30 protein-coding genes and 1 riboswitch are annotated in these 24590 nt (G+C 26.6%); of the genes, 21 read left to right on the forward strand and 9 right to left on the reverse strand.

What is annotated here, in order from left to right:
• Positions 1 to 4: 4 nt before the first annotated feature.
• From C7380_RS00500 to C7380_RS00520, 5 genes are read right to left on the reverse strand one after another with little or no spacing between them, the layout of a single operon-like run.
• Positions 5 to 382, reverse strand: coding sequence for a methylglyoxal synthase (locus C7380_RS00500; RefSeq protein WP_109603518.1), 378 nt, complete (start codon positions 380 to 382; stop codon positions 5 to 7).
• Between the two features lie 8 nt (positions 383 to 390).
• On the reverse strand, positions 391 to 1395 hold the full coding sequence (locus tag C7380_RS00505) for a M42 family metallopeptidase (protein ID WP_109603519.1): 1005 nt from the start codon (positions 1393 to 1395) through the stop codon (positions 391 to 393).
• 2 nt (positions 1396 to 1397) lie between these two features.
• Positions 1398 to 2423: a M42 family metallopeptidase gene (locus C7380_RS00510; RefSeq protein WP_109603520.1), complete on the reverse strand. Its 1026-nt coding sequence runs from the start codon at positions 2421 to 2423 to the stop codon at positions 1398 to 1400.
• A complete protein-coding gene (locus tag C7380_RS00515; RefSeq protein WP_109603521.1) occupies positions 2420 to 3442 on the reverse strand; it encodes a M20/M25/M40 family metallo-hydrolase in 1023 nt (340 codons plus the stop codon). Before C7380_RS00515 ends, C7380_RS00510 begins: the two co-directional genes overlap by 4 nt.
• A 24-nt stretch (positions 3443 to 3466) precedes the next feature.
• Positions 3467 to 4069: a septum site-determining protein MinC gene (locus C7380_RS00520; RefSeq protein ID WP_109603522.1), complete on the reverse strand. Its 603-nt coding sequence runs from the start codon at positions 4067 to 4069 to the stop codon at positions 3467 to 3469.
• Positions 4070 to 4281: 212 nt separating this feature from the next.
• Here C7380_RS00520 and C7380_RS00525 point away from each other — a divergent pair, with 212 nt between their 5' ends.
• The 7 genes from C7380_RS00525 to C7380_RS00555 are packed head-to-tail and all read left to right on the forward strand — an operon-like array spanning position 4282 to position 10043.
• Positions 4282 to 5955: an acyl-CoA mutase large subunit family protein gene (locus tag C7380_RS00525; protein ID WP_109603523.1), complete on the forward strand. Its 1674-nt coding sequence runs from the start codon at positions 4282 to 4284 to the stop codon at positions 5953 to 5955.
• A 15-nt stretch (positions 5956 to 5970) separates the two neighbouring features.
• Positions 5971 to 6375: a cobalamin B12-binding domain-containing protein gene (locus C7380_RS00530; protein WP_109603524.1), complete on the forward strand. Its 405-nt coding sequence runs from the start codon at positions 5971 to 5973 to the stop codon at positions 6373 to 6375.
• Positions 6353 to 7276 (forward strand): methylmalonyl Co-A mutase-associated GTPase MeaB, encoded by a 924-nt coding sequence (meaB, locus tag C7380_RS00535; protein WP_109603525.1) that lies wholly within the window; start codon positions 6353 to 6355, stop codon positions 7274 to 7276. Before C7380_RS00530 ends, meaB begins: the two co-directional genes overlap by 23 nt.
• Complete coding sequence (mce, locus tag C7380_RS00540) at positions 7269 to 7667, forward strand: methylmalonyl-CoA epimerase (RefSeq protein WP_109603526.1); 399 nt, start codon at positions 7269 to 7271, stop codon at positions 7665 to 7667. Before meaB ends, mce begins: the two co-directional genes overlap by 8 nt.
• 13 nt (positions 7668 to 7680) lie before the next feature.
• Entirely contained in the window at positions 7681 to 9234 is a 1554-nt protein-coding gene (locus C7380_RS00545; RefSeq protein WP_109603527.1) for an acyl-CoA carboxylase subunit beta, read from the forward strand.
• 15 nt (positions 9235 to 9249) lie between these two features.
• Entirely contained in the window at positions 9250 to 9615 is a 366-nt protein-coding gene (locus tag C7380_RS00550; RefSeq protein ID WP_109603528.1) for an OadG family protein, read from the forward strand.
• A gap of 17 nt (positions 9616 to 9632) precedes the next feature.
• Positions 9633 to 10043 carry a biotin/lipoyl-containing protein gene (locus C7380_RS00555; protein ID WP_109603529.1) on the forward strand — a complete coding sequence of 137 codons (411 nt, stop codon included), beginning with the start codon at positions 9633 to 9635 and terminating at the stop codon, positions 10041 to 10043.
• Between the two features lie 244 nt (positions 10044 to 10287).
• Here C7380_RS00555 and C7380_RS00565 read toward each other — a convergent pair whose 3' ends face one another.
• Both C7380_RS00565 and C7380_RS00570 read right to left on the reverse strand, forming a co-directional pair.
• The gene (locus C7380_RS00565) at positions 10288 to 10728 is read right to left on the reverse strand and encodes a hypothetical protein (protein ID WP_109603531.1); all 441 of its coding nucleotides are present in this window, start codon (positions 10726 to 10728) and stop codon (positions 10288 to 10290) included.
• Between the two features lie 12 nt (positions 10729 to 10740).
• Complete coding sequence (locus C7380_RS00570; protein ID WP_109603532.1) at positions 10741 to 10941, reverse strand: helix-turn-helix transcriptional regulator; 201 nt, start codon at positions 10939 to 10941, stop codon at positions 10741 to 10743.
• Between the two features lie 160 nt (positions 10942 to 11101).
• Positions 11102 to 11205, forward strand: a riboswitch (SAM riboswitch).
• Positions 11206 to 11444: 239 nt separating this feature from the next.
• Here C7380_RS00570 and C7380_RS00575 point away from each other — a divergent pair.
• Genes C7380_RS00575 through C7380_RS00600 form a run of 6 tightly spaced genes read left to right on the forward strand, consistent with a single transcriptional unit; the run spans position 11445 to position 18363 of the window.
• A complete protein-coding gene (locus C7380_RS00575; protein WP_109603533.1) occupies positions 11445 to 12653 on the forward strand; it encodes an aspartate kinase in 1209 nt (402 codons plus the stop codon).
• A complete protein-coding gene (locus C7380_RS00580) occupies positions 12650 to 13783 on the forward strand; it encodes a homocysteine biosynthesis protein (protein WP_109603534.1) in 1134 nt (377 codons plus the stop codon). The genes C7380_RS00575 and C7380_RS00580 overlap by 4 nt, the downstream gene beginning before the upstream one ends.
• A 9-nt stretch (positions 13784 to 13792) precedes the next feature.
• Positions 13793 to 14506 (forward strand): UPF0280 family protein, encoded by a 714-nt coding sequence (locus C7380_RS00585; RefSeq protein WP_109603535.1) that lies wholly within the window; start codon positions 13793 to 13795, stop codon positions 14504 to 14506.
• 34 nt (positions 14507 to 14540) lie between these two features.
• On the forward strand, positions 14541 to 15422 hold the full coding sequence (gene metF, locus C7380_RS00590; protein WP_109603536.1) for a methylenetetrahydrofolate reductase [NAD(P)H]: 882 nt from the start codon (positions 14541 to 14543) through the stop codon (positions 15420 to 15422).
• Positions 15415 to 15987: a hypothetical protein gene (locus C7380_RS00595; protein ID WP_109603537.1), complete on the forward strand. Its 573-nt coding sequence runs from the start codon at positions 15415 to 15417 to the stop codon at positions 15985 to 15987. Before metF ends, C7380_RS00595 begins: the two co-directional genes overlap by 8 nt.
• A gap of 30 nt (positions 15988 to 16017) precedes the next feature.
• Positions 16018 to 18363 (forward strand): homocysteine S-methyltransferase family protein, encoded by a 2346-nt coding sequence (locus C7380_RS00600; RefSeq protein WP_109603538.1) that lies wholly within the window; start codon positions 16018 to 16020, stop codon positions 18361 to 18363.
• Positions 18364 to 18417: 54 nt separating this feature from the next.
• On the opposite strand, the gene C7380_RS00605 is transcribed toward C7380_RS00600, so the two are convergent.
• Positions 18418 to 18930, reverse strand: a complete 513-nt coding sequence (locus C7380_RS00605) for a hypothetical protein (protein ID WP_109603539.1) — start codon at positions 18928 to 18930, stop codon at positions 18418 to 18420.
• The gene (locus C7380_RS00610; RefSeq protein ID WP_109603540.1) at positions 18927 to 19955 is read right to left on the reverse strand and encodes a potassium channel family protein; all 1029 of its coding nucleotides are present in this window, start codon (positions 19953 to 19955) and stop codon (positions 18927 to 18929) included. The genes C7380_RS00605 and C7380_RS00610 overlap by 4 nt, the downstream gene beginning before the upstream one ends.
• 197 nt (positions 19956 to 20152) lie before the next feature.
• Between C7380_RS00610 and rpsF the strand changes: the two genes are divergently transcribed.
• From rpsF to C7380_RS00650, 8 genes are all read left to right on the forward strand, one after another.
• Positions 20153 to 20533, forward strand: coding sequence for a 30S ribosomal protein S6 (rpsF, locus tag C7380_RS00615; RefSeq protein ID WP_109603541.1), 381 nt, complete (start codon positions 20153 to 20155; stop codon positions 20531 to 20533).
• 5 nt (positions 20534 to 20538) lie between these two features.
• Entirely contained in the window at positions 20539 to 21036 is a 498-nt protein-coding gene (locus C7380_RS00620; RefSeq protein WP_206050479.1) for a single-stranded DNA-binding protein, read from the forward strand.
• 16 nt (positions 21037 to 21052) lie between these two features.
• Complete coding sequence (rpsR, locus tag C7380_RS00625; protein ID WP_109603542.1) at positions 21053 to 21277, forward strand: 30S ribosomal protein S18; 225 nt, start codon at positions 21053 to 21055, stop codon at positions 21275 to 21277.
• A 76-nt stretch (positions 21278 to 21353) separates the two neighbouring features.
• Positions 21354 to 21803 (forward strand): 50S ribosomal protein L9, encoded by a 450-nt coding sequence (gene rplI / locus C7380_RS00630; protein WP_109603543.1) that lies wholly within the window; start codon positions 21354 to 21356, stop codon positions 21801 to 21803.
• A gap of 47 nt (positions 21804 to 21850) precedes the next feature.
• Complete coding sequence (locus C7380_RS00635; RefSeq protein ID WP_109603544.1) at positions 21851 to 22681, forward strand: MBL fold metallo-hydrolase; 831 nt, start codon at positions 21851 to 21853, stop codon at positions 22679 to 22681.
• Positions 22682 to 22694: 13 nt separating this feature from the next.
• The gene (locus tag C7380_RS00640; RefSeq protein ID WP_109603545.1) at positions 22695 to 23129 is read left to right on the forward strand and encodes an NfeD family protein; all 435 of its coding nucleotides are present in this window, start codon (positions 22695 to 22697) and stop codon (positions 23127 to 23129) included.
• 2 nt (positions 23130 to 23131) lie between these two features.
• A complete protein-coding gene (locus C7380_RS00645; protein ID WP_109603546.1) occupies positions 23132 to 24049 on the forward strand; it encodes an SPFH domain-containing protein in 918 nt (305 codons plus the stop codon).
• A gap of 2 nt (positions 24050 to 24051) precedes the next feature.
• Entirely contained in the window at positions 24052 to 24567 is a 516-nt protein-coding gene (locus C7380_RS00650; RefSeq protein ID WP_109603547.1) for a hypothetical protein, read from the forward strand.
• Positions 24568 to 24590: the final 23 nt, after the last annotated feature.

Here is a 24590-nt window from a genome sequence, read left to right on the forward strand (position 1 = left end):
TTCATTATTTTTTCAAATGTTTTTCTATTTCAAGAACTAATGCCTCTGCTGATGCAACATTAGTAGCAAGAGGTATATTATGAACATCACAAATTCTAAGAAACGCTGAAACATCTGGTTCATGTGGTTGAGCTGTAAGAGGATCTCTTAAAAAAATAACAAAATCGATATCTCCAGTAACTAAAAGAGCACCTATTTGTAAATCGCCACCAAGAGGACCAGAATTGAATGTTTTAATATCGAGTCCTATTTTTTCTTCTATCAATGTTCCAGTAGTTTTAGTAGCAAAAAGATTACATTGCCCAAAAACATGTTTCCACTCTTTAACAAACATAACTAAATCTAATTTTTTCTTATCATGAGCTATTAAAGCAACATTCATTTTATCACCTATATATCTTTCTTGCTCATAGCAAGAATTAATTTTACAGTATTTTCAACATCTTCATATGAAACAACTTCATGTGGTGTATGTATATATCTTGTAGCTATTGATATTGTACTTACTGGAATTCCTGCTTTAGTCTTTTGATATCCAGCTGCATTAGTTCCTCCAAATAACAATACTTCCATTTGATAAGGGATTTTTTCTTCAATTGCAGTTTCCTTAATAAAATCAACAACTTCTCTATCGCTTATAGAAGCTGAATCTTTTACTTTTATACATGGTCCTCTATCAAGTTCCATAGATATTCTTTTAAGACCTTTAGGAGTATCTCCAGCCATAGTTACATCTATTGCAATTGCCATATCTATATCATAGTCATAACCTGCAACACTTGCTCCCACAAGACCAACCTCTTCTTGTACTGTAAATGCAAATATAATATTGTTTTTATTATCTTTAATACCTTTAATAGCTTGTATCATAATTGCACAAGCTATTCTATCATCCATAGCTTTAGAAATCAATCTATTACCAAGATCAACAAAATTCGCATCATATGTACCAAATGTTCCAATAGGAGCTATTTTCTCAGCTTCTTCTCTGTTAGAAGCACCGATATCTATAAATATACTATCCATACTTAAAGATGTATTATTTTCTCTTAATTCCTTTAGTGTTTCTCCTTCAACTCCAGCAACACCTGTAACACCATTAAATTGAAGTCTTGTTCCCAATAAAATAGTTGGATTTACTCCACCAACAGCATCAACTTTTAAAAATCCTGTTTCTGTAATATGAGTAACAACAAGACCTATTTCATCCATATGTCCATCAAATAATATAGTTTTATCTGATTGACCTTTTTTAATAGCTATTAAATTACCCAACTTGTCTATTTTTATATCATCAACATAATCCTTTATTTCATTAATTATAAATTCTCTCACCTTATCTTCTCTTCCACTTGGAGAATATATTTCTGTTATATTTTTTATTAATTCTTTCATAATTAAAAAATCCTCCCTTCTGAAATTAATGATTTAACTAGCTTTACAACTCCATCATAGTCATCAAGACTTATTATTGTATTAGGAGAATGTAAATATCTACAAGGAACAGAAATAACTCCACAAGGTATTCCATACATACTTCTTGAAAGTCTTGCAGCATCAGTTCCTCCAGCAGTTCTCATTTTATGCTGATAGATTATATTTAAATCTTGAGCTGTATTTACAATGTTTTCATATATTTTTTTATCCAATACAACTCCAGAATGCATGAAAGTTAAAACCGGACCATTTCCAATATGAGTTGCCCATTTTTCAGGCTCATTTTCAGGATTATCTCCAGCTGTCGTACCTTCTAAAATCAAAGCAGCATCTGGCTTAACATATTCAGCCGCTGAACCACTACCTCTAAGACCTGTTTCTTCTTGAACTACAAAACAAAAATAAGTATCATATTCTGGTTTCAAATCATTTTCAAACAAAAAATCTATAGTATCAAGCATTACAGAACAACCAGCTCTGTCATCAAAAGCTTTACAAAGAGCATGTCCATCACTTTCAATATAATCGACATCAAATGTAACCATATCTCCAAGATTAACTTTACTCTTCGCATTTTCATCATTTGTAAAGCCGGCATATAATTTTATTTCAGAATAATTAGCAACAGCACTTGTATCTTTTTCAAGATGTATAGGTTTTGAATTTATTACCGCACTTATCTCTCCGTTTATTAAAAGTCTTTGAGCTTTAACAACTCTTGGATCGATACCTCCTACTGGAGAAATTCCAAAAGTTCCATCTTTGTTTATCTTAGTAATCAAAAATCCTACTTCATCCATATGTGCAGCAACCATTAATTTTTTTTGAGGATTATTTCCTTTTTTAAAAACTATCAAATTACCCATACAATCTTCTTTTATTTCATCTATTTTACCTTCAATTTTTTCTTTTATATAATCTCTTACCTTTTTTTCTTTTCCAGATGGACCATGAATTTCAACTAATTCTTTTAAATATTTTCTCATCTTTTTTTCCCCTCTTTCATAGCAAAAAGTGCGAGAAGTTTTGAAGATGCATCTATATCACTTAAATCAACACATTCAACTGGACTATGCATATTATATATTGGAACGGATACCAATCCTGTTTTAACTCCTGTTTTTGTCATTTGAACGACATCAGTCTCTGTCCCTGTTCTCATAGGAAGAACTTCTACTTGATGTTTTATATTTTCATCTTTACATATTTTTATTAATAAATCAAAAACTTCATCGTTTATAGCCGATCCTCTTGCAATTGCAGGTCCTTTGCCTAACAACATCGTTTCAACATTTGCCGGTAAGTCTTCAGAAAAAGTAACATCTACTATTATTGCAGACTCAGGAAAAATATCATATGCTGTCCCTTTAGCTCCAACAAGCCCAACTTCTTCTCCCTTATTGAATGCAAGATGCAATTCTCCATCAAATTTAAAATCTTTTAAATAATCTAATGCTTTCAAAAGAACTGTAACTCCCACTCTATTATCAAGAGATTTTCCGGTAATTACACCATTTTGTAGTTCCTTTGATTCCATTTTAATATACCCCATATCACCAACATCTATATCCTTTGTGCCTCCAGAAATAGAAAAATCTATAAACAATTCATCAAATGATGGTGACTTACTTTTATTTTTAGCATTCTGAAGATGTGGAGCAAGCATACCTATAACTCCAATTTTCTCTTTTCCATTTTTAACAAAATAAATTCTTTTTGAAATTAAAACTCTTGGATCTACTCCACCAATCATTTCAACTCTCGCAAAACAATCATCAACAATTTTTGAAATAACAACTCCAATTTCATCAACATGTGCAAAAAAACCAATTTTTTTACCTGTATTTCCATATTTTGCAATTAAATTACCTGTACCAGATTTTCTCAGTTCTATATCTTTAAAATTCTCTTTTATAATGTTTTCTATCAGATCAAATGTATAACTTTCATATGAACTAACTCCAAAAGAGTTTGAAAGTTTCATCAATACTTCTTTTGTATCCATGAAAAAACCTCCTAAAAATTAAAATTAGATCTCAAGCTGTTCTACCAAAGCTTCATCTCCAGTTGTTCTTATAGAAACAGGTGTTTCAGGCCATTGATAATTAAAAAGAGGTATTTCTGCTATTTCTATAAGAGAAGATTCCATTTGTGAAGCGATTATAAAAACATTTCTTTTATTACTCAAACCAGCTCTTATTATTCCAGCTACTTTACCAAAAACAATTACACTTCCACCAGCATTAACCTCTGCACCTTTATTAATATTACCAAAAATAATTATATCTCCCGGATTTTCTATGACTTGTCCAGATCTGACATGTTTTCTAAAAATTTTTGTACTGGAGAGATTCAATTCTTTTTTTGATTTTTTTACTGAAGGTAAATCACCAAAATACGCCCCTGCAAGTTGTAAATTCAAAGTAGATGCAAACTTAGCTACTTTAGGTAACAAATTATACTGAGTATCATCTTTTAAATAAATATAAAAAGAGTCACCCATCTTAAAAAAGTTTTTCATCATATTCAATTTCTTTTGAAACTGTTCAAATAACTCTTTTTGAGTGCAACCTTCTTCAAAAAAGAAAATAATGTCACCATCAATTATTTTGGCGTATATGAAATCATCCATATCTTCACTCCCCCCAAAATTCTTCTTCTATCATATAATACCACAAAAAAAGAAAACACTTAATAGTCCAAATAAATAAATAAGAGCCAAATAGAATGAAATTTTTTTCATTATTCTTTTAAAAGTATTCAATAATAATCTTTTGCAAGTTTGTAATATTAAAAATAATAATGTAAAATATAAGATGTAAAATGATTCTGGGGGTGTTTTCTATGGCAGAACGTGAAGATAAAAACTTAATAAGCGAAAAAGAAAAATGGCAAAATTCTGTAAACAAAGCATTATCAAAGTTTCCAGAGAGAAAAGAAAAATTTGAAACAACATATGGAGAAGAATTAAAAAGAATTTATACTCCTGAAGATATTGAAAATTTAAATTATTCTAAAGATCTTGGATTTCCAGGCCAGTATCCTTTCACAAGAGGTGTACAGCCTACAATGTACAGAGGAAGATTTTGGACCATGAGACAATACGCTGGATTTGCTTCAGCCGAAGAATCAAATAAAAGATATAAATATTTATTATCTCAAGGACAAACAGGTCTTTCTGTTGCTTTTGATCTTCCCACACAAATTGGATATGATTCAGATGATGATATGTCTGATGGAGAAGTTGGAAAAGTTGGTGTTGCTATTGATTCTTTAGAAGATATGGAAATTCTATTCAATGAAATTCCTTTAGATAAAGTATCTGTATCAATGACAATAAATTCAACTGCTTCAGTATTATTATCAATGTTAATAGCCGTAGCAGAAAAACAAGGTGTAAAACCTGAACAATTAAGAGGTACTATACAAAATGATATATTAAAAGAATATATTGCAAGAGGTACTTATGTATTCCCTCCAGAACCTTCAATGAAAGTAATAGTTGATATTTTTGAATATGGTTCAAAAAATTTACCAAAATTTAATCTCATAAGTATATCTGGATATCATATTAGAGAAGCTGGTGCAAATGCAGCTCAAGAAGTTGCTTTTACACTTGCAGATGGTATCTCTTATGTTGATGCTGCAATAAAAGCTGGATTAGATGTAGATGTTTTTGGAAATAACCTTTCTTTCTTTTTTAATGCTCATAATAATTTTTTAGAAGAAATAGCAAAATTTAGAGCCGCAAGAAGATTATGGGCAAAAATAATGAAAAATAGATTTAAAGCAAAAAGCGAAAGAGCTATGAAATTAAAATTTCATACTCAAACAGCAGGTTCAACCTTAACGGCACAACAACCTATGAATAATGTTGTTAGAGTAGCTTTACAAGCATTATCAGCAGTTATGGGCGGAACACAATCTTTGCATACAAATTCATATGATGAAGCATTGGGATTACCAACAGAAGAGTCTGCAACAATTGCCTTAAGAACTCAACAAATAATAGCATATGAATCTGGAGTAACTAATACAATAGATCCATTTGCTGGTTCTTATGTTATTGAAAAACTAACAAATGATATAGAAGAACAAGCTATGAACTATATTGAAAAAATAGATGAAATGGGTGGAATGGTAAAAGCTATAGAAAATGGTTATATACAGAAAGAAATCTTAAATTCAGCTTATGATGCTCAATTAAAGATTGAAAACAAAGAAGATATAATCATAGGTGTTAATAAATTTGAAACTGATCATGAACCTCCACGCGAAATATTAAAAGTTAATCCTGAAATGGAATTAAAACAGAAAGAAAAATTAAAAAAATTAAGACAAAATAGAGACAATGATTTAGTAAAGAAAAATCTTGATTCTCTAAAAAATGCTGCAAAAAATAATGAAAATGTTATGCCATTCATATTAGAATGTGTAAAATCTTATGCAACACTTGGAGAAATAACTAATGTTTTAAGAGAAATCTATGGTGAATTCAACGAGTCGGTAATTCTATAAAAGGAGTGCATTTTTATGGATAGAAGAATAAGAGTTGTAATAGGAAAACCAGGTTTAGATGGTCATGATAGAGGTGCAAAAGTTGTTTCAAGAGCTTTGAGAGATGCCGGTATGGAAGTGATATATACAGGTATAAGACAAACACCATCAGAAATAATTGAAACTGCCCTTGAAGAAGACGCTGATATAATAGGACTTTCAATTTTATCTGGAGCACATATAAGGTTATGTGAAAAAGTAATAGAAATAATGAAAGAAAAAGGATTAGATAATGTTCCACTTTTCCTTGGAGGTATTATACCAGAAAATGATATACCACAACTAAAAAAAATAGGAGTTACTGAAGTATTTGGACCTGGTACTTCTTTAAATCTTATTTCTACAAGGGTGAAAGAAATTGTTTTGGGAAAAGAAGTTTAATGATATAATCGAAAGTTTTAAAAATAAAAACAAATACGCTTTAGCTAAAATGATAACTTTAGTAGAAAATAATCCAGATGATGCTTGGAAAATAATTTCCAAACTTCCTAAAAATAAATCTCCTCACATAATAGGAATAACAGGTTCTCCAGGAGCTGGAAAAAGTACTATGGTATCAAAACTGGTTGAAAAATACTCAGAAAAAAATCAAAAAATCGGAATAATTGCAGTGGATCCAAGTAGTCCATTTACTGGCGGAGCATTTTTAGGTGATAGAATAAGAATGAGAACTTTAAATCCTGAAAATGTTTATATAAGAAGTGTTGCTTCAAGGGGATCTGTTGGAGGATTATGTGACTCAATATTTGATATAGTAGATGTGATGAGTTCATATGGTTTTGATAAAATAATAATTGAAACTGTAGGAGCCGGCCAATCAGAAATAGAAGTTGTCTATGTTGCTGATACTATATTATTAGTCATGTCACCTGATTCTGGTGATGAAGTACAGATGTTTAAAGCTGGAATAATGGAAATAGCTGATTCATATATAGTAAACAAAATAGATCTCCAAAGTGCTAATAGATTTTTAACACAATTAAAAAACACATTAAATCTTGAATACGAAGAAAAACATTTAAGAAAAATATTTGGTATAAGTGCAATAATGAATAAAGGATTAGATGAGGTAATTGATTGGATAGATAAACATAAACAAAATTTATATAAAACAAATGAAATAGAAGATAGAATAAAAAGAAGAAAAGTTAGAAGAACAAGAAGTAACATAATAAGAAAACTTGATTATACAATAAAAGATTATAAAATAGAAGAAGAAAACTTATTTGAACTGAAAGATAATTTAATAAAAAAATTAACTGGAGGTAAATCAAATGACTAAAATAGATCATATAGGTATTGCTGTAAATTCAATCGAAGAAGCATTACCTTTATATAAAAATTTGTTAAAAATAGAACCTTCTGGAGAAGAAATATTAGAAGATAGAGGATTGAAAGTAGTTTTTTTAGAGATAGGAGATACAAGAATTGAATTATTACAACCTATATCAGATAATTCAGAAGTTTCAAAATTTTTAGAAAAAAGAGGAAATGGATTTCATCATATAGCTTATAAAGTTGAAGATGTTTCAAAAGCTATAGAAGAAGCCAAAAATATGGGTTTTAAGCCTCTATCCGATGTTCCTAAAGATGGGGCACATAATACATTAGTTGCTTTTCTACATCCTAAATCTGCAAACGGGATTTTAACAGAACTTGTCCAACACAAATAGGGAGGTCATTAAAATGGCTGATGAGCAGTTAAAAAATATTCTCGGAGAGTTTCATGAAAAAAAAGATAAACTCTCACTTGGTGGCGGTAAAGATAAAATTGAAAAACAACATGAAAAAAATAAATTAACCGCAAGAGAAAGATTAAATCTATTTTTAGATGAAAATTCTTTTGAAGAAATTGACAAATTTGTAAAACACAGAAGTACTTATTTTGGATTAGATAAAAAAGAATTTCCATATGATGGAGTTGTAACCGGTTTTGGAACTGTAAATGGTAAAAGAGTTGCCGTTTTTTCTCAAGACTTTACAGTACAAGGTGGATCATTGGGAGAAATGCATGCAAAAAAAATAATGAAAGTCCAAGATATGGCGTTAAAATTTGGAGTACCTATAATAGGAGTAAATGATTCAGGTGGAGCAAGAATTCAAGAAGCAATAGATGCTTTATACGGTTATGGTGGAATTTTCTATAGAAATACTATTTCTTCAGGAGTAATACCACAAATCACTGTTATTGCTGGTCCATGTGCTGGTGGTGCAGTTTATTCTCCTGCTATAACTGATTTTATAATAATGGTAGATAAAAGTTCTCAAATGTTTATAACTGGTCCTCAAGTAATAAAGGCTGTAACTGGCGAAAATGTAGATAAAGAAAGTTTAGGAGGAGCAAAAGTTCATAATTCAATAAGCGGAGTTGCTCATCTAATAGCAAAAAATGATGAAGAAGCCATGAATTTGACAAAAAAACTTCTTTCTTATATACCTGCTAATAATTTAGACCCTGTAGAAAATATTGAATATAAAGAAAAAGAAATATCAGATAAAATATATGAATTAGTGTCTCCGAACCCAAAAAAATCTTATGATGTTAGAGATGTTTTAAATGAAGTTTTTGACGAAAAATCATTTTTTGAAATACAACCCCATTTTGCAAAAAATATGGTAATTGGGTTTGCAAGATTGGAAGGCCAATCAATAGGTATAATAGCAAATCAGCCAAAAGTTCTTGCTGGTGCATTAGATATAAATGCTTCAGATAAAGCTGCAAGATTCATTAGATTTTGTGATGCTTTTAATATTCCAATAATAACATTTGTTGATACACCTGGATTCTTGCCAGGAGTGAATCAAGAACATGGTGGAATAATAAGACATGGTGCAAAATTATTATATGCATACTCTGAAGCATCTGTACCAAAATTATCTATAATACTAAGAAAATCTTATGGAGGAGCATATATAGCAATGTCTTCTCAGCATTTAGGAGCTGATTTTGTTTATGCTTGGCCAACAGCTGAAATTGCTGTTATGGGACCAGAAGGTGCTGCAAATATTATATTTGCAAAAGATATAAAAAATTCAGAAACTCCTGAAATAACAAGAAAAGAAAAAATAGATGAATATAAAAATAGATTTGCAAACCCTTATGAAGCAGCTGCCAGAGGATACATCGAAGATGTAATAGATCCAAAAGAAACAAGATACAAATTATCCTACGCACTTAATTTCGCTTCAACTAAAGCTGAATCTAAGCCTAACAAAAAACATGGAAATATTCCATTATAATGGAGGCGAATATAAATGAGTGATGTTGCTTTAATAACTCTAACAGGAATTTTTACGGTTTTTATTGTATTATTGATATTAATGATAGTTTTCATAATATTTGGAAAAGTATCTACAAAAAATACAAAAAAAGATCTTAAAAAATTAAATAAAATATCTCCTAAAGAAACTATTTCTAAAGAAACAAAAGATTTTGCAGAAAACAAAGAAGATGATTTAGAAGAAATTGCTGCAATAAGTGCTGCAATTTCGTATTTTATGGGTAACAAAAAATATAAAATCAGAAGTATAGAAAAAGAAAATGAAATAAAAATCAAACAATCAAAACCTGCAAGATGGGGTTCTGTTCAACCAGTACAAATATGGAGAACAAATAGATAATTTGGAGGGGTAGGAAAATGATTAAAAATTTTAAAGTTAAAGTAAATGGTAAATCATATGATGTAGAAGTAGAAGAATTAAATAATGAAATAATAGAAAATAAAACCCAACAAAATATTGATATAAAACCTCAAGAAAAAAATCTAGAAAAAACAATCGCAAAAAAAGAAGTAACAGAACCAAAAAAAGAAGAAAAAATCGTTGAAAAATCTTCTGGAGAAGAAATTTTAGCTCCACTTCCAGGAGTAATATTAGATATATTAGTAAATGAAGGTCAACAAATAAATAAAGGTGATAAATTATTAGTAATAGAAGCTATGAAAATGGAAAATGATATACAATCTGAATATTCAGGAATAATTGATAAAATACTTGTTAAAAAAGGTGATTCAGTCGATGGAGATCAACCAGTAATAATATTAAAATAATCAAAAAGGGCATCAAAATGATGCCCTTTTTTATATATTAATAACAAACTCAAAAATTATCTTTTTATTTTTTTATTAATATTATATGAAATTAAAAATATATTGATTAACATAAAAATTCCTACAATTCTTACAATCCAATCTGGAAATCGATATATAAAAAAATTAACAAACATAAAAACTATTAATAATATCATTATTGTATACAAAAAAGATCCTATAAAAATTTTTTTCATATTTTAACCTAAAATTTTCTTAAACAATAAAATTTTATGAACAATCCAATCAACATTTGAATACCGGCAGTGATTATTAGAGTTAAAAATATAATTGTATTAAAATACCCCAATATTATACCCGATATTATCATAATAACCGAATTAATAAGCAATAATGGCATTCCTGCTTTACTACGTATTAACTTTAATCTTTCATCATTTTCTTTATTATACAATAATTTTAATTTTTTATCACTTTTAACAACTTTATTCAATTTGATTAAATTTATAATAGCTAACATTTCTAAACCAAACATCAATCCAAATTGAAAAGAATTTATAAAATTCTCTGAATCAATATTATTCCTAATAAAAAAAACATCCAAAACAATATAAACACAAAAAATCAAAATAAATACAGTTAAAATTCTAATTCTTTTTATAACTTTTTTTCTAAAATTCTCCATGGTTCATCTCCTCTATTCTATTTCAGAAAAATCAAAAACTTCTTCAATTGATAATCCAAAATATTTTGATATCTTATATGCAAGAATCAAAGAAGCGGTATATTTTTCAGTTTCAATAGAAGTTATCGTTTGTCTTGTAGTGCCTACTTCCAATGCCAAGTCTTCCTGAGATAATTTGTTCTTTTTCCTTAATTCTCTAATTTTATTTTTCAAAAAAATCACCTACTAATTTTGCAAAGTTAACTTTACATTTTTAGTTTAGCATACTTTGCATTTTTTGTCAAGCTAACTTTGCAAAAAATAAAATATAAAATATTTAAATCAAATTTGACAAATAAAAATAATTATGTTATTATTTTATCAAATTAAATAGTACTTATCCAGAGAAGAGTAGGGAATCGGCCCGTTGATACTTCAGCAACCTGCAATTGCGTTGGTGCTAAATCCGACATTTCTATTTGAAATGAAAGATAAGATAAAATATTTATTCCTCTTTCAAACAATAGAAAGAGGAATTCTTTTTTTAAGAGGTGATTAAAATAAATTGTGATATGAGTGATATGTATAATATGAAAATTAATAATTCAATAAAATCAAATAAACATAAAAAAGTTTTGATTATTGGCATAACATAAAAATGCCTAAAAAGTTTGCTATAGATTTTTTAGTCAGTTATGCCAATGCATAACTGACTTTTTTATTTGGAGGTGTAATCTTTGAATATAATAGTTCAAAAATTTGGTGGAACATCTATGGCAAACAAAGAATCTATAAAATTAGTTGTAAAAAAAATAACACAAGAGTTAACAAAAAACAAAAAAGTAATAACAATTGTATCAGCACCATCTGGTATTACTAATTATCTTCAAAAATTAATAGAAGAAATGAGTCCTAATCCAAGTAACAAAGAGTTAGACTTGATTTTATCTTTAGGAGAAAATATTTCTATTTCTGTTTTATCTTCTATATTGAAAAATAATGATATTAAATCTTCATTTGTAAACCCTAGAGATATAGATCTTATCACAGATAATAATTTTAATAATGCAAAGATTAAAAGAATCGATATAAACAAAATATATGATCTTTTAAGACTTTATGATGTACTAATAATACCTGGATTTCAAGGAATATCAGAAAAATTTGAAGTGATCACACTTGGTAGAGGTGGTTCTGATATTACAGCAATAGCTATAGCTGCTGCTTTATCTTTAGAATACGTAGATATCTATACTGATGTGGATTATGTATATTCTTGTGATCCAAAATTAGTTAAAAATCCTATAAAAAACAAATCATTATCTTATGAAGAAATGATTGAATTATCTTCATCTGGAGCAAAAGTGTTACATAATAGATGTGTAGAAATAGCCCATAAATATGATTTAAAAATTAATTTAAAAAATACATTCTCAAATAAAACTGGAACTATCATTCATGATAATATAGAAAAATCTTTTATCAGTGGTATTTCTTTATTAGAAGATAATTTTATTATTAATTTTGAAATAACCAATTTAAAAGATCTTTCAGATTTTTTTAAAATACTATCTGAAAATAAAATAAACATAAATATAGTATCTCAATCACTAAAAAACATATCTATTTCAATTAATAATAAGTATTACGAAAAGACAATTTCATTATTAAATACTATAAAATCCAATATTAATATATTAAATATTAATATTTATAAAAATTTATCAAAAATTTCTATTGTCGGAGATGGAATAAAAGACAATTATGGAATAATAAGTAAAATAATTAATACATTAAATCAAAATAAAATAAATATAAATATGATTTCTTGTTCTGAAATAAATATTTCTTTATTAATTGATAAAAAAAACATTTGTAAAGCTATAAATTTGCTACATTATGAATTAATAGAATCTGATCTCAAAAAACAGGAGGAAATAATATGAGAACATTTGATGAAATAAATAATAAAATAAAAAATGGTGAAGCTGTAGTATTAACAGCTATCGAAGTAAAAAATTTAATTGAAAAAGAAAGTATAGATAAAGTTTTTGAAAAAGTTGATGTTGTAACAACAGCTACATTTGGACCTATGTGTTCATCGGGAGCATTTTTAAATTTTGGTCATGCAAATCCTCCCATTAGAATGGAAAAAACCTTTATAAACAATGTAGAATCTTATTCTGGTATTGCAGCTGTAGATACTTATATAGGAGTTACACAAGAATCTAAAGTTAATAATAATTATGGAGGAGCTCATGTAATTTATGATTTAATATGTGGAAAAGAAGTAGAAATAATAGCAAGTGGAAAAGGTACCGATTGTTATCCCAGAAAATATATTAAAAGAAAACTAAAACTATCCGATTTAAATGAAGCTTATTTATTCAATCCAAGAAATGTATATCAAAATTATAATGCCGCAATAAATACATCTAATAAAAAACTTCATACATATATGGGAATACTTTTTGAAAATTCAGAAAATATAAATTTTTGTACTTCAGGAGAAATAAGTCCTCTATTGAATGATCCAACTTATCAAACAATAGGTATTGGAACTTCAATATTTCTTGCAGGAGCTACAGGAATGATAGTTCATGAAGGAACTCAATTTAATTCTGATATAAAAAGAGATGAAAATAAATTACCTGTAGCACCCGCTGCAACACTTGCTGTTATCGGAGATTTAAAAGACATGGATAAAGAATATATAAAACCTGCAATTCTTAAAGGTTATGGCATTTCTATGTTTATTGGTATTGGTATACCTATTCCAGTATTAAATAAAGATATATTAAAAAGCTTAGCTATTAGAAATAAAGATATTTACACTAATATTTTAGATTATTCAAAAGAAAACAAACCAACAATTAAAAGAGTTAATTATGATCAATTAAGATCTGGAAAAGTGGAAATAAATGGGAAAATAATTAAAACATCATCAATTTCAAGTTTATATAAATCAGAAAAAATTTGCATAAAATTAAAAGAAAAAATTTTAAATAAAGAATTTTATTTAACTAAACCTATAAGAAAATTTAATAATACGAAAGTTAAAGAAATGAAAAAATGAGGTGGATTTATGTATGAAAAAAGAAATTATAGGAATATAATGAAACCTAAAAATTTAATAAATTATAATATATGCGTAGAAGAATCAGATTTGAATATATCCTCAAAAATTAATTTGAGTAAATTATTGCTAATTCAATTAAAATACATAAGAAATATAATAAAAATGCATTGTATTTATAATTCTTCATTTTTAAAATCCCATACCCCCATAAATAATGATTATTCATATAATATAATAATTCAAAAAATGATCATAGCTTCTTCAAAAGTAAATGTTGGGCCTATGGCAAGTATAGCTGGTTGTATTTCAGAATATATTGGAAAAATAGCTTTATTATTTACAGATGAAATAATTATAGAAAATGGTGGAGATATTTTCTTAAAAACTTTAATAGATAGAAAGATTAAAATTTATGCTGGAAAATCTCCTTTATCCAATAAATTATCAATATTAATATCAAAAAATTCTGAACTTGGAATTTGTACTTCTGCAGGAACTTTTGGTCATTCTTATAGCTATGGAAAAGCTGATGCAGTAGTAATAATATCTAAAGATACATTACTTGCTGACAGTTTAGCAACATCAGCAGCCAATAAAATAAAATCAAAGAATGATATAAAAAATGTATTAAATTATATAAATAGTATAGATAATATAAATGGGGGAATAATAATAAAAGATGATAAAGTTGGTGCAATAGGTAATATAAACATCTGTTAAATAAAATTAAAAGTAATTTTCAGGAGTTGATAATATGTTTATTAAAGATAAATTTATAAATAAAAAACCTATAATTTCATTTGAAATATTTCCACCTAAAAAAACTGGGTCTATTAAAAAGATTTATAAAACTATAGAAGAATTAGCCGTATTAACTCCAGATTATATAAGCGTAACTTATGGAGCTGGAGGATCTGAACATGATAAAACTACAGAAATTGCTTCAATAATAAAAAATAAATACAATATTGAATCACTTGCTCATTTAACTTGCATAAATTCTAACAAAAAAGATATTTATAATACTTTAAACAATTTAGAAAATGAAAACATAGAAAATATTTTAGCTTTAAAAGGTGATATTCATCCAGATTATAAATTGAAAAAAGATTTTAATCATGCTTCTGATTTAATAGAATATATAAAAGAAAATTTTAATTTTTGTATAGGTTCTGCAGTTTATCCAGAAGGACATTTAGAAGCATTAAATAAAAGCATGGATTTATTTTATACACAAGAAAAAATCAATAAAGGTACTGATTTTCTAATAAGTCAGTTATTTTTTAAAAATAAAATTTTTTATGAATATCAAGAAAAACTAAAAAACAGAAATATAAAAGTCCCACTTCAGGCTGGTATTATGCCAGTTGTAAATAAAAAACAAGTAGAAAAAATAGTATCATTATGTGGAACTTATATGCCAGAAAAATTTATAAAAGTTATGAATAAATATGAAAATAATAAAGAAGCTTTATTAGATGCAGGAGTAACTTATGCTTGTGATCAAATAATTGATTTATTATCTTCTGATGTGGATGGAATACATTTGTATGTAATGAATAACCCTATTACTGCAAGAAAAATAGTAGAAAGAATTAAAAATATTTTAAAATATTTAGGTGAAAATAATGGATAAAAAAGAGATATTAAGATATTTAAACTATAAAAATCAAATTTTAGATGAAAAAACAAAAATATATTTAAATGAATCTATTGAAGAAGTTGAAAAATATTCTAATATTAGATATACATATAAAATTTATAAACTAAAATCAATTTCTGAAGAAATTATTCAATTAGAAAACTCTAAAATTCAGCTTAAAGGAAAAAGCATAAACAAATTATTAATTAATTGCAACAAAGTGATAATATTTGCAGCAACTTTAGGAATTAATATAGATAAAAAAATAAAATACTTAGAAAAAATTAATTTAGCAAAAGGTATTATATTCAATACAACTTCATCAGTATACATTGATGAAATATGTGATGAAATTGAAAAAGAATTAAAATTAAAATACAAATCTCATATCTTTACAAAAAGATATTCACCTGGATATGGAGATTTAAAATTAAATATTCAATATGATATATTAGAAGAATTAAATGCAAGTAAAAGTTGTGGAATATACACAGATGAATATAATAATTTAATTCCAATAAAAACGATAACAGCCTTAATAGGTATTAAAAAAATTTAAAAATATTGAATTATTGTTTGGAGGTATAATATGAATTTAAGTAATTTACTTAATAAAAAATTTATTCTTTTTGATGGGGCTATGGGAAGCATGATTCAAAAAGAAAACATCAATACATTGCCTGAACTATTAAATTTAGAAAATCCTCATTTAATAAGATCTATACACAAAAAATATATTGAAGCTGGTGCAGATATTATAACAACAAATACATTTGGTGCAAATAATCATAAATTAAAAAAATATAATGTAGATTCAGATTTAATAATCAAAAATGCAATTGAAATAGCAAAGTCAGTTCAAAAAAATAATTTAATAGCTCTCGATATAGGTCCCATAGGTAGAATGATAGAACCTATGGGAAAAATGACTTTTGATGAAAGTTATGAATTTTTTAAAAAACAGGTTATAGCGGGCGAAAAATATGGAGCTGATTTAATATTATTTGAAACATTTTCAGATATATACGAATTAAAATCTGGAATACTCTCAGCTAAAGAGAACACAAAATTACCGATATTTGCTACAATGACTTTTTCTGATGATAAAAGAACATTTACTGGAACAGATATTAAAACAATGATATCTGTTCTTGAAGGACTTAATGTTAACGCACTTGGTATAAACTGTTCTCTTGGTCCAGATAAAATGGAGTCATTAGTAGATAAATTAGTAAAATATTCATCTACGCCAATAATAGTTCAAGCAAATGCAGGACTCCCAGATTACCAAAATGGAAATACAATATATAATATTAACTCAAATGAATATAATGAACATACAAAAAAATTAATGAATAAAGGTATTCAAATTATAGGAGGATGTTGTGGAACAACCGATGAATATATAAGAAAATTAAATAATTCTAGAAAACAAATTCCATTTAAACCTGTATTCGATAAAAACTATTCATTCATATCTTCTTATTCAAAAACATATGATGTTAGCAAAAATATTCATATAATAGGAGAAAGAATCAATCCAACTGGAAAGAAAAAATTAAGACAAGCCATAATAGAAGAAAATATGGAATATATAACTAATCTTGCATTAAAGCAAAAAGAAGAAGGAGCAGAAATACTAGATGTAAATATGGGTGTTCCAAAAATAGATGAAAATAAATTAATGATAAAATCTATAAAAGAAATCCAAAAATTAATTGATATTCCACTTCAAATAGATTCAACAAATATAGAGGTTATAGATAATGGTTTAAGATATTATAATGGTAAAGCTATAATAAATTCTGTAAATGGTAAAAAAAATTCTATGGAAGAAATATTCCCTGTAATAAAAAAATATGGAGCTATGGTTATTTGCCTTACTTTAAATGAAGATGGAATACCTGAAACAATGGAAAAAAGGTTACAAATTGCTAAAAACATAGAAAACACAGCATTGAAATATGGAATATCAAAAAAAGATTTAATATTTGATTTTTTAGTATTGGCAGTATCAGCTCAACAAAACGAACTATACAATACATTGTCCACTTTATCTTATGTCAAAAACACATATAATTATAATACAACTTTAGGTGTAAGTAATGTATCTTTTGGTCTTCCAAATAGAAAAATATTAAATAGAACATTTTTAGCCATGGCTTTGCAAGCTGGATTAAACTTACCAATAATAAACACATCATCACAAGATATGATAGATACAATAAATTCTTACAAAGTACTTGCAAATATAGATAAAGATTGCAAAAAATATATAAGTATTTACTCCGAACAAAAAGAAGAAGAAATAAAAAATGAAACATTGGAATACTGTATAGAAAATGGATTAAAAGAAAAAACAAAAATTATAACTATCGAAAAATTAAAAAATACAGATCCTCTTGAAATAATAAATAATATATTAATCCCAACGTTGAATAAAGTTGGTGATAAATATGAAAAAGAAATAATATTCTTACCTCAATTAATACAATCGGCAGAAACTGCAAAAATAGTATTTAAAGAAATAAAAAATAAATTACCTGATTTAGATTCATCAAATAAAAAAGATAAAATAATACTTGCTACTGTTGAAGGAGATATACATGATATAGGAAAAAATATAGTAAAAGTAATACTTGAAAATTATGGTTATGAAATAATAGATTTAGGTAAAGATGTCGTTTGTAATAAAATAATAGATAAAATTCAAGATTCTAAGGCTAAAATAGTGGGACTTTCAGCCTTAATGACTACAACTCTTATAAATATGGAAAATACTGTAAAAGAAATAAGAAAAAAATTTGATGATATAAAAATAATAATTGGTGGAGCAGTAGTTACAAAAACATTTGCAAATTCAATAGGTGCTGATTTTTATGCAAAAGATGCAAGAGAGGCTTTAAAATATTTAGAAAAATTACCTTTAAATTAATAGTTGATTGAATTAAAAAGTTATACTATAAAAATGCAAAGTGATTAATTATAATTAATCACTTTCTTTCTTCATAGTGTTGAAAAAACTCAAAAGAAGACCTAAAACAAAACTCCAAACCGCTGCAAGAGTTATTTGCCAATTATTTGGTAACATAAAAGTTATTGTATGCGCCGGTAACCAAAACCATAATAAAGCCCAAAATGCTTTTTTCAAACCTTCTTTAGAAATTTTTAACTTTAAATTATATAAATTTTCTAAAAATCTGTGTATTACAACCATAACAGGTCCAAACATAGAATTCATAAACAATGATTTAAAAAAGGCTTTCCAAAAATCTCCCGATGGAAGATATCCATAAGATACAAGTTCATTTACAAATCCATTAAACCCTACAAAAACAAATTTTATAATTATACCAAGAACCCCCCATACAATAGCAGAATATACAGTTTTTAAAACTATAATTTTCTTTTTAGATAGTTTTAAAGCTACTATCTCTCCAAGAGTTCCTAAAATTGCAAATTGTATAAATGCCATAAAAAAAATACTTTTAAAAAAAGTCATTTATAATCCCCCTTAACTATTTTTCTAAGATTTTGAACTTTTTCTTCTTCACCAAGAACTATTATTCTATCATTAGCTTCTATTAATGAATCCGCTTTAGGATTGAATATATCTTCATCATAATATTTTTTTATTGAAATAACTATTAAATCAACTAAATTAGGTAAAGATATTTCTTTTAAAGTTTTATTTACCATCCAAGATTCTTGAGGTATTTTAACTTCTTCTAGTCTTAACTCTTTATCTTCTGTTCTAGTAATGGTCTCTAAAAAAGTTACTATATTAGGTCTTATTGACAAATAACCAAGCCTATTACCAGTTATTTCAGATTCAAGAACTACTTTATCTACTCCAGCATATTTTAATTTTTTTAATGATTCAGGTTCGTTAGCCTTGGAAATGATTTTTATATTTTCATTTATAGTTTTAACAGTAAGTATAACAAATAAATTATCTATATCAGATGGAAGAGTTAATATAATAGTTCCAGCTTTTTTTATTCCTGCATTAATAAAAACATCTTCATCTTTTATATCCCCTATTATAAAAGGAAAATCCGAATTAAAATTATTTATAATTTTATTTACATTCTCTTCATTTTTATCGATAAGAACAAAATCTTTATTACTTTTTTTTAAAGTTTCACAGACATAAAATCCAGTTTTTCCCGCTCCAACAACTATAAAATGATTATTCATATTAGAAATTTGTTTCATCCTTTTTCTAACCTCCAAAAGATTCTTTATTTCTCCTTCTATGATAAATGAAGTTATCTGAGAAAGAGAATAAATCACAAAAGTCATTCCAGATAAAATCAAGAATATTGTGAAATATTGACTTACAAAACTTAGATCATCTGGAATACTATAACCAACAGTACTTAAAGTAACCAATGTAAAAAATAAAGAATCAATAAATGTCCATTTTTCTAATGCCATATATCCTGCTGTACCTATTATTATTATAAAGATAATAACTATAAAAGAAACAATAATCCTTCTAAGTCTCAAATAATAATTTTTCATTTAAAACCTCCTATTTTCAACTATATTATACAATAAATAAAAAAAATTAAAACATCAAAATAAAATTAGTTAATAATAAATTCAACTAAAATTTAAATTCTATATATTAAAAAAAGAAAAAATTCTGATATAATCTTTAAGGTTAAACCCCGCTTCTATAAAAAATAGAGGCCAAGACCACGGGAGGAGGTGTAGTAATGGCAAAAGTTAGATTCTACGAAACTATGATTGTAGTAAAACCTGACTTAACAGAAGATCAAAGAAATGCCATGGTAGAAAAAGTAAAGAATTTTATTGAAGTAAAAGTTGAAGGTAAAATTCAAGAAGAAAAAAGATGGGGTATGAGAAAATTAGCATATAAAACTCCACATGGTAAATATACAGAAGGTGACTACGCATATTTTATATATGAAGCAGATCCTGAAAAAGTAAATTTACTCGAAAATTTCTTCAAAATAACTCAAGATGTAATGAGATTTATGACTTTAAGAAGAGAAGATTTAGAAAAAAAAGCTATAAAGAAAGAATCAAATATAACAGTTGAAGAACCAGTTACAACTGAAGAAGCTGCGGAGTGATATAAATGGCTATTGCATACAACAAGGTCATACTTGTTGGCAGATTAACCAGAGATCCTGATATTCGTTCTACTGTTAGTGGATCTTCGGTTGCAAATTTTTCCCTTGCCGTTGATAGAATGACTAAAGATAATGATGCAGTAGATTTTATAAACATTGTAGCTTTTGGTAAGCAAGCTGAATTTGCTTCAAATTATCTGTCAAAAGGAAAATTAATATTAGTTGAAGGTTCATTGCATATTAATAGATGGACCGATAGAAACGATATAAAAAGAGAAACAGCTGAAATTTGGGCCTCCAGAATGAATTTTATGGAAACAAAAAAATCACAGGAAGAATATTCACAATTCAATAATTTAGATATAAAAGTTGAAGATGGTTATAAAAATAATCCTTCGATAGATAGTATTGATGATGATATACTTTCTGATGAAATGCCTGAATTCGAAGACCCATTCAGCGATCTCGAAGATGATTTATCTTCAGATGAAAAACCTATCTAATTGGAGGTGAAAATTCATGGCATTTAAAAGAAGAAAAAGAACAAAAAAATGTAAATTATGCTCAATGAAAACAAAATATATAGATTATAAAGATTTAACATTATTATCTGATTATGTAAATGAAAAAGGTAAAATTATGCCTAAAAGAATAAATGGAAACTGTTCAAAACATCAGAGAGTTTTGAGACAAGCAATACATAGAGCAAGACATGTAATGCTATTACCTTATACAAATGATTAATAATTAGGGAGGCTATTGAAGCCTCCCATTTGTTTTATATAAGGCATTATGGTAAAATATTATTGGAGGTGAAGAAATGAAAGTTTTATTACTAGAAGACGTCAAAAAAATAGGTAAAAAAAATGAAATAAAAGAAGTATCAGACGGTTATGCAAGAAACTTTCTCATAAGAAAAGGTTTAGCAATAGAAGCAAATCAAGGAACTTTAAAACATGTAAAAGATATGAAAAAACTTGAGGAAAAAAAGAAAGAAAACATCAGAAATAAAAGTGAAGAAATATTAGAAAATATATCATCTTATACATATGAAATAAAAGCCAATTCTGGTGAAAATGGCAAATTATTTGGTGCTGTCACATCATCTGATATAGCTAAAAGAATAAAAGAAATATCAAAAATAGATTTCAATAAAATGTGGATAGATGAAAAAGTCAATATAAAAGAACTTGGTGTTTTTAGACTCAAAATAAAACTACCTCAAGGTGTTAAAGGTTCTATAGTAATAAAGGTCTTACCAATAAAATAAATATATCGGTGGTTTAATACCACCTTTTTTTTTAGAGGTGATATTTTTTGGAATTCATTATAAAATCAAAAGCATTATATACTACTTGGGTACTCTATAAACCAGATAGAATATTATTTGATGTTGGAGAAGGAATAAGCTCTTCACTTGGAAATAAAATATATGCAATAGAGAATATATTTTTAACACATTCTCATATAGATCATATATCTGGATTATGGGGATTCATAAATACAAGAAACAATGCTATGGGTTCGAGAGAAAAGCCTTTAAATATATATTATCCTGAAAACTCCGAACAAATAGTCAAGTATATAAGCTTTATAAAAAATATGAATAATAGATTAAGATATTCTTTAAATTTTATTCCAATAAATCTAAAATCTGTTATAGAAATATCAGAAACAAGATATATTAAACCATTTAAAACCCGTCATACTCCATCTGAATTAACTTTTGGATATCAAATCTTTGAAAAAAGAAAAAGATTAAAAGACGAATATAAATATTTAGATCAAAATAGTATAATAGAATTGAGTAAAAAAATAGGGAAAGACAATATATCACAAAGATATGATGCAAATATTTTGACAATAAGCGGTGATTCTTTGCCAATACCTTTAGAATATGCTGAAAACTGTGAAATTTTATTACATGAATGTACCTTTTTTAAAGAAGAAGACCGTAAAATACGAAACCATACTTCATTAGAGGAATTAAAAATACTAATCAAAAATATAAATGCAAAAAAAATAATAATATACCATGTTTCAAGTAGATATAATTCAATAATAAAATCTACTGAAGAAAAATTAAAAAAAGAGTTTTCAGATAAAGAAATTTACATTGTTCATCCTGAAAGGAAATTAAAACTCTAAAGGGGGAAATAACATGCAGTTATGGGCATTTTGGGTAATAATGGCAATAATATTCGCTGTTGCTGAAATGCTAACTCCAACATTCTTTTTTTTCTGGTTTGCAATTGGAGCAGTAGCAACTGCAATACTATCACTTTTCATAAGTTCAATGACATTAAACATTATAATATTCATAGTTATATCATTTATACTTTGGATATCTACAAGAAAAATTGTAAAAAGACTTTATAAAAATTCAGATCCTAAAAAAACCTATACAGATGATTTAATAGGTAAAGAAGCTAAAATCATTGATATAAGAGAAAATAATAAGATAATAGTATCAATAAAGGGAGACAAATGGGTGGCTTTCATAGAAGATACTGAAAAAGTAAAAATAAATGACACAGTATTAATTGACAAAAGAGAAAGCAATTTTCTATACGTACATTTAAAAAGGGAGGAATAATTATGATAATTGCATTGATAGTAGCCATATTTCTTATTATCATAGTATCAACAAGTTTAAAGATTGTAAGACCTTATGAAAAAGCTTTAGTAGAGAGACTTGGTAAATTTCATAGACAAGTTGAGTCTGGGTTAAATTTTATAGTTCCGTTCATAGAAAGAATAACTAAAGTTGATATAAGAGAAATGGTCATAGATGTTCCACCTCAAGAAGTTATAACAAATGATAATGTTATAGTTACTGTAGATGCTGTAATATACTATGAAATAACCGATGCTTATAGAGTTATATATAATGTCGGTGATTTTACATCTGCTGCTGTAAAACTTGCTCAAACTAATCTAAGAAATGTTATAGGTGAACTTGAATTAGACCAAACATTAACTTCAAGAGAAAGAATAAATACCAAATTAAGGGAAGTTCTTGATGAAGCAACAGATAGATGGGGTGTTAAAGTAACAAGAGTAGAAATCAAAAAAATAGATCCACCTGATGATATAATGGATGCTATGAGCAGACAGATGAAAGCTGAAAGAATGAAAAGGGCTTCTATACTTGAAGCTGAAGGATATAAACAATCAGAAATAACAAAAGCTGAAGGTGATAAAACATCTGCTATTTTAAAAGCTGAAGGTCAATCTGAATCAATAAAAAGAGTTGCTGAAGCTGAAAAATTTAAATTAGTTGCTGAAGCTGAAGGTCAATCTCAAGCTATAATAAATGTTTTTAATGCTATTCATAAGGGAAATCCTTCAAAAGATTTGATAACTATAAAATACTTAGATGCTTTGAAAGATATATCAAATGGAAAAGCTTCAAAAATATTTATGCCTTATGAAGTTTCTGGAATATTGGGTAGTATATCAACTATGGTTGAAGCTGCTAAAACAAATCCAGAAAAAGAGGAGAATAATCAATAAAAATGATCCTTAATGCTTTTTTTATAAATTTAATAGCTTCAATAATTTCTTATTTTATAATAAAATATTTAATTATAAAAAACTATAATTTGCCAAATGTCTTCGAATATTTCACAATGTACACTTTAACGGGCATGTTATTAATATTATTTTATATAAAAAATATTTCAAATAATATAATGGCTGATATTTTTATATTTATAATATTTATATTTTATTATATAAGATCTTATGACGCTTCAAGAAAAAAGTTTCATGAAAGATTCCGATCAATGATTTTATCTTTTGGATATACAAGAAATAGCTACTTTGAAACTTTTCTATCAAAAAAATTAATTTTAAAAGGTACTGAATCTTTTTTTTACGGTACAGGGGTATTTTATATTTTAAATAAATTAATTAATATTTCTAATGATAATGTTAATATCATAAATATTTTAATACCATCAATACTATTATTTATAGCCTCTATAGTAAAAACTACAAAAACAGGAAAAATATACAAATTTGTAAAATAGACTAAATATATCCATGTTAAAAT

The sequence above is a fragment of the Oceanotoga teriensis genome, assembly GCF_003148465.1.
GTDB lineage: Bacteria > Thermotogota > Thermotogae > Petrotogales > Petrotogaceae > Oceanotoga > Oceanotoga teriensis.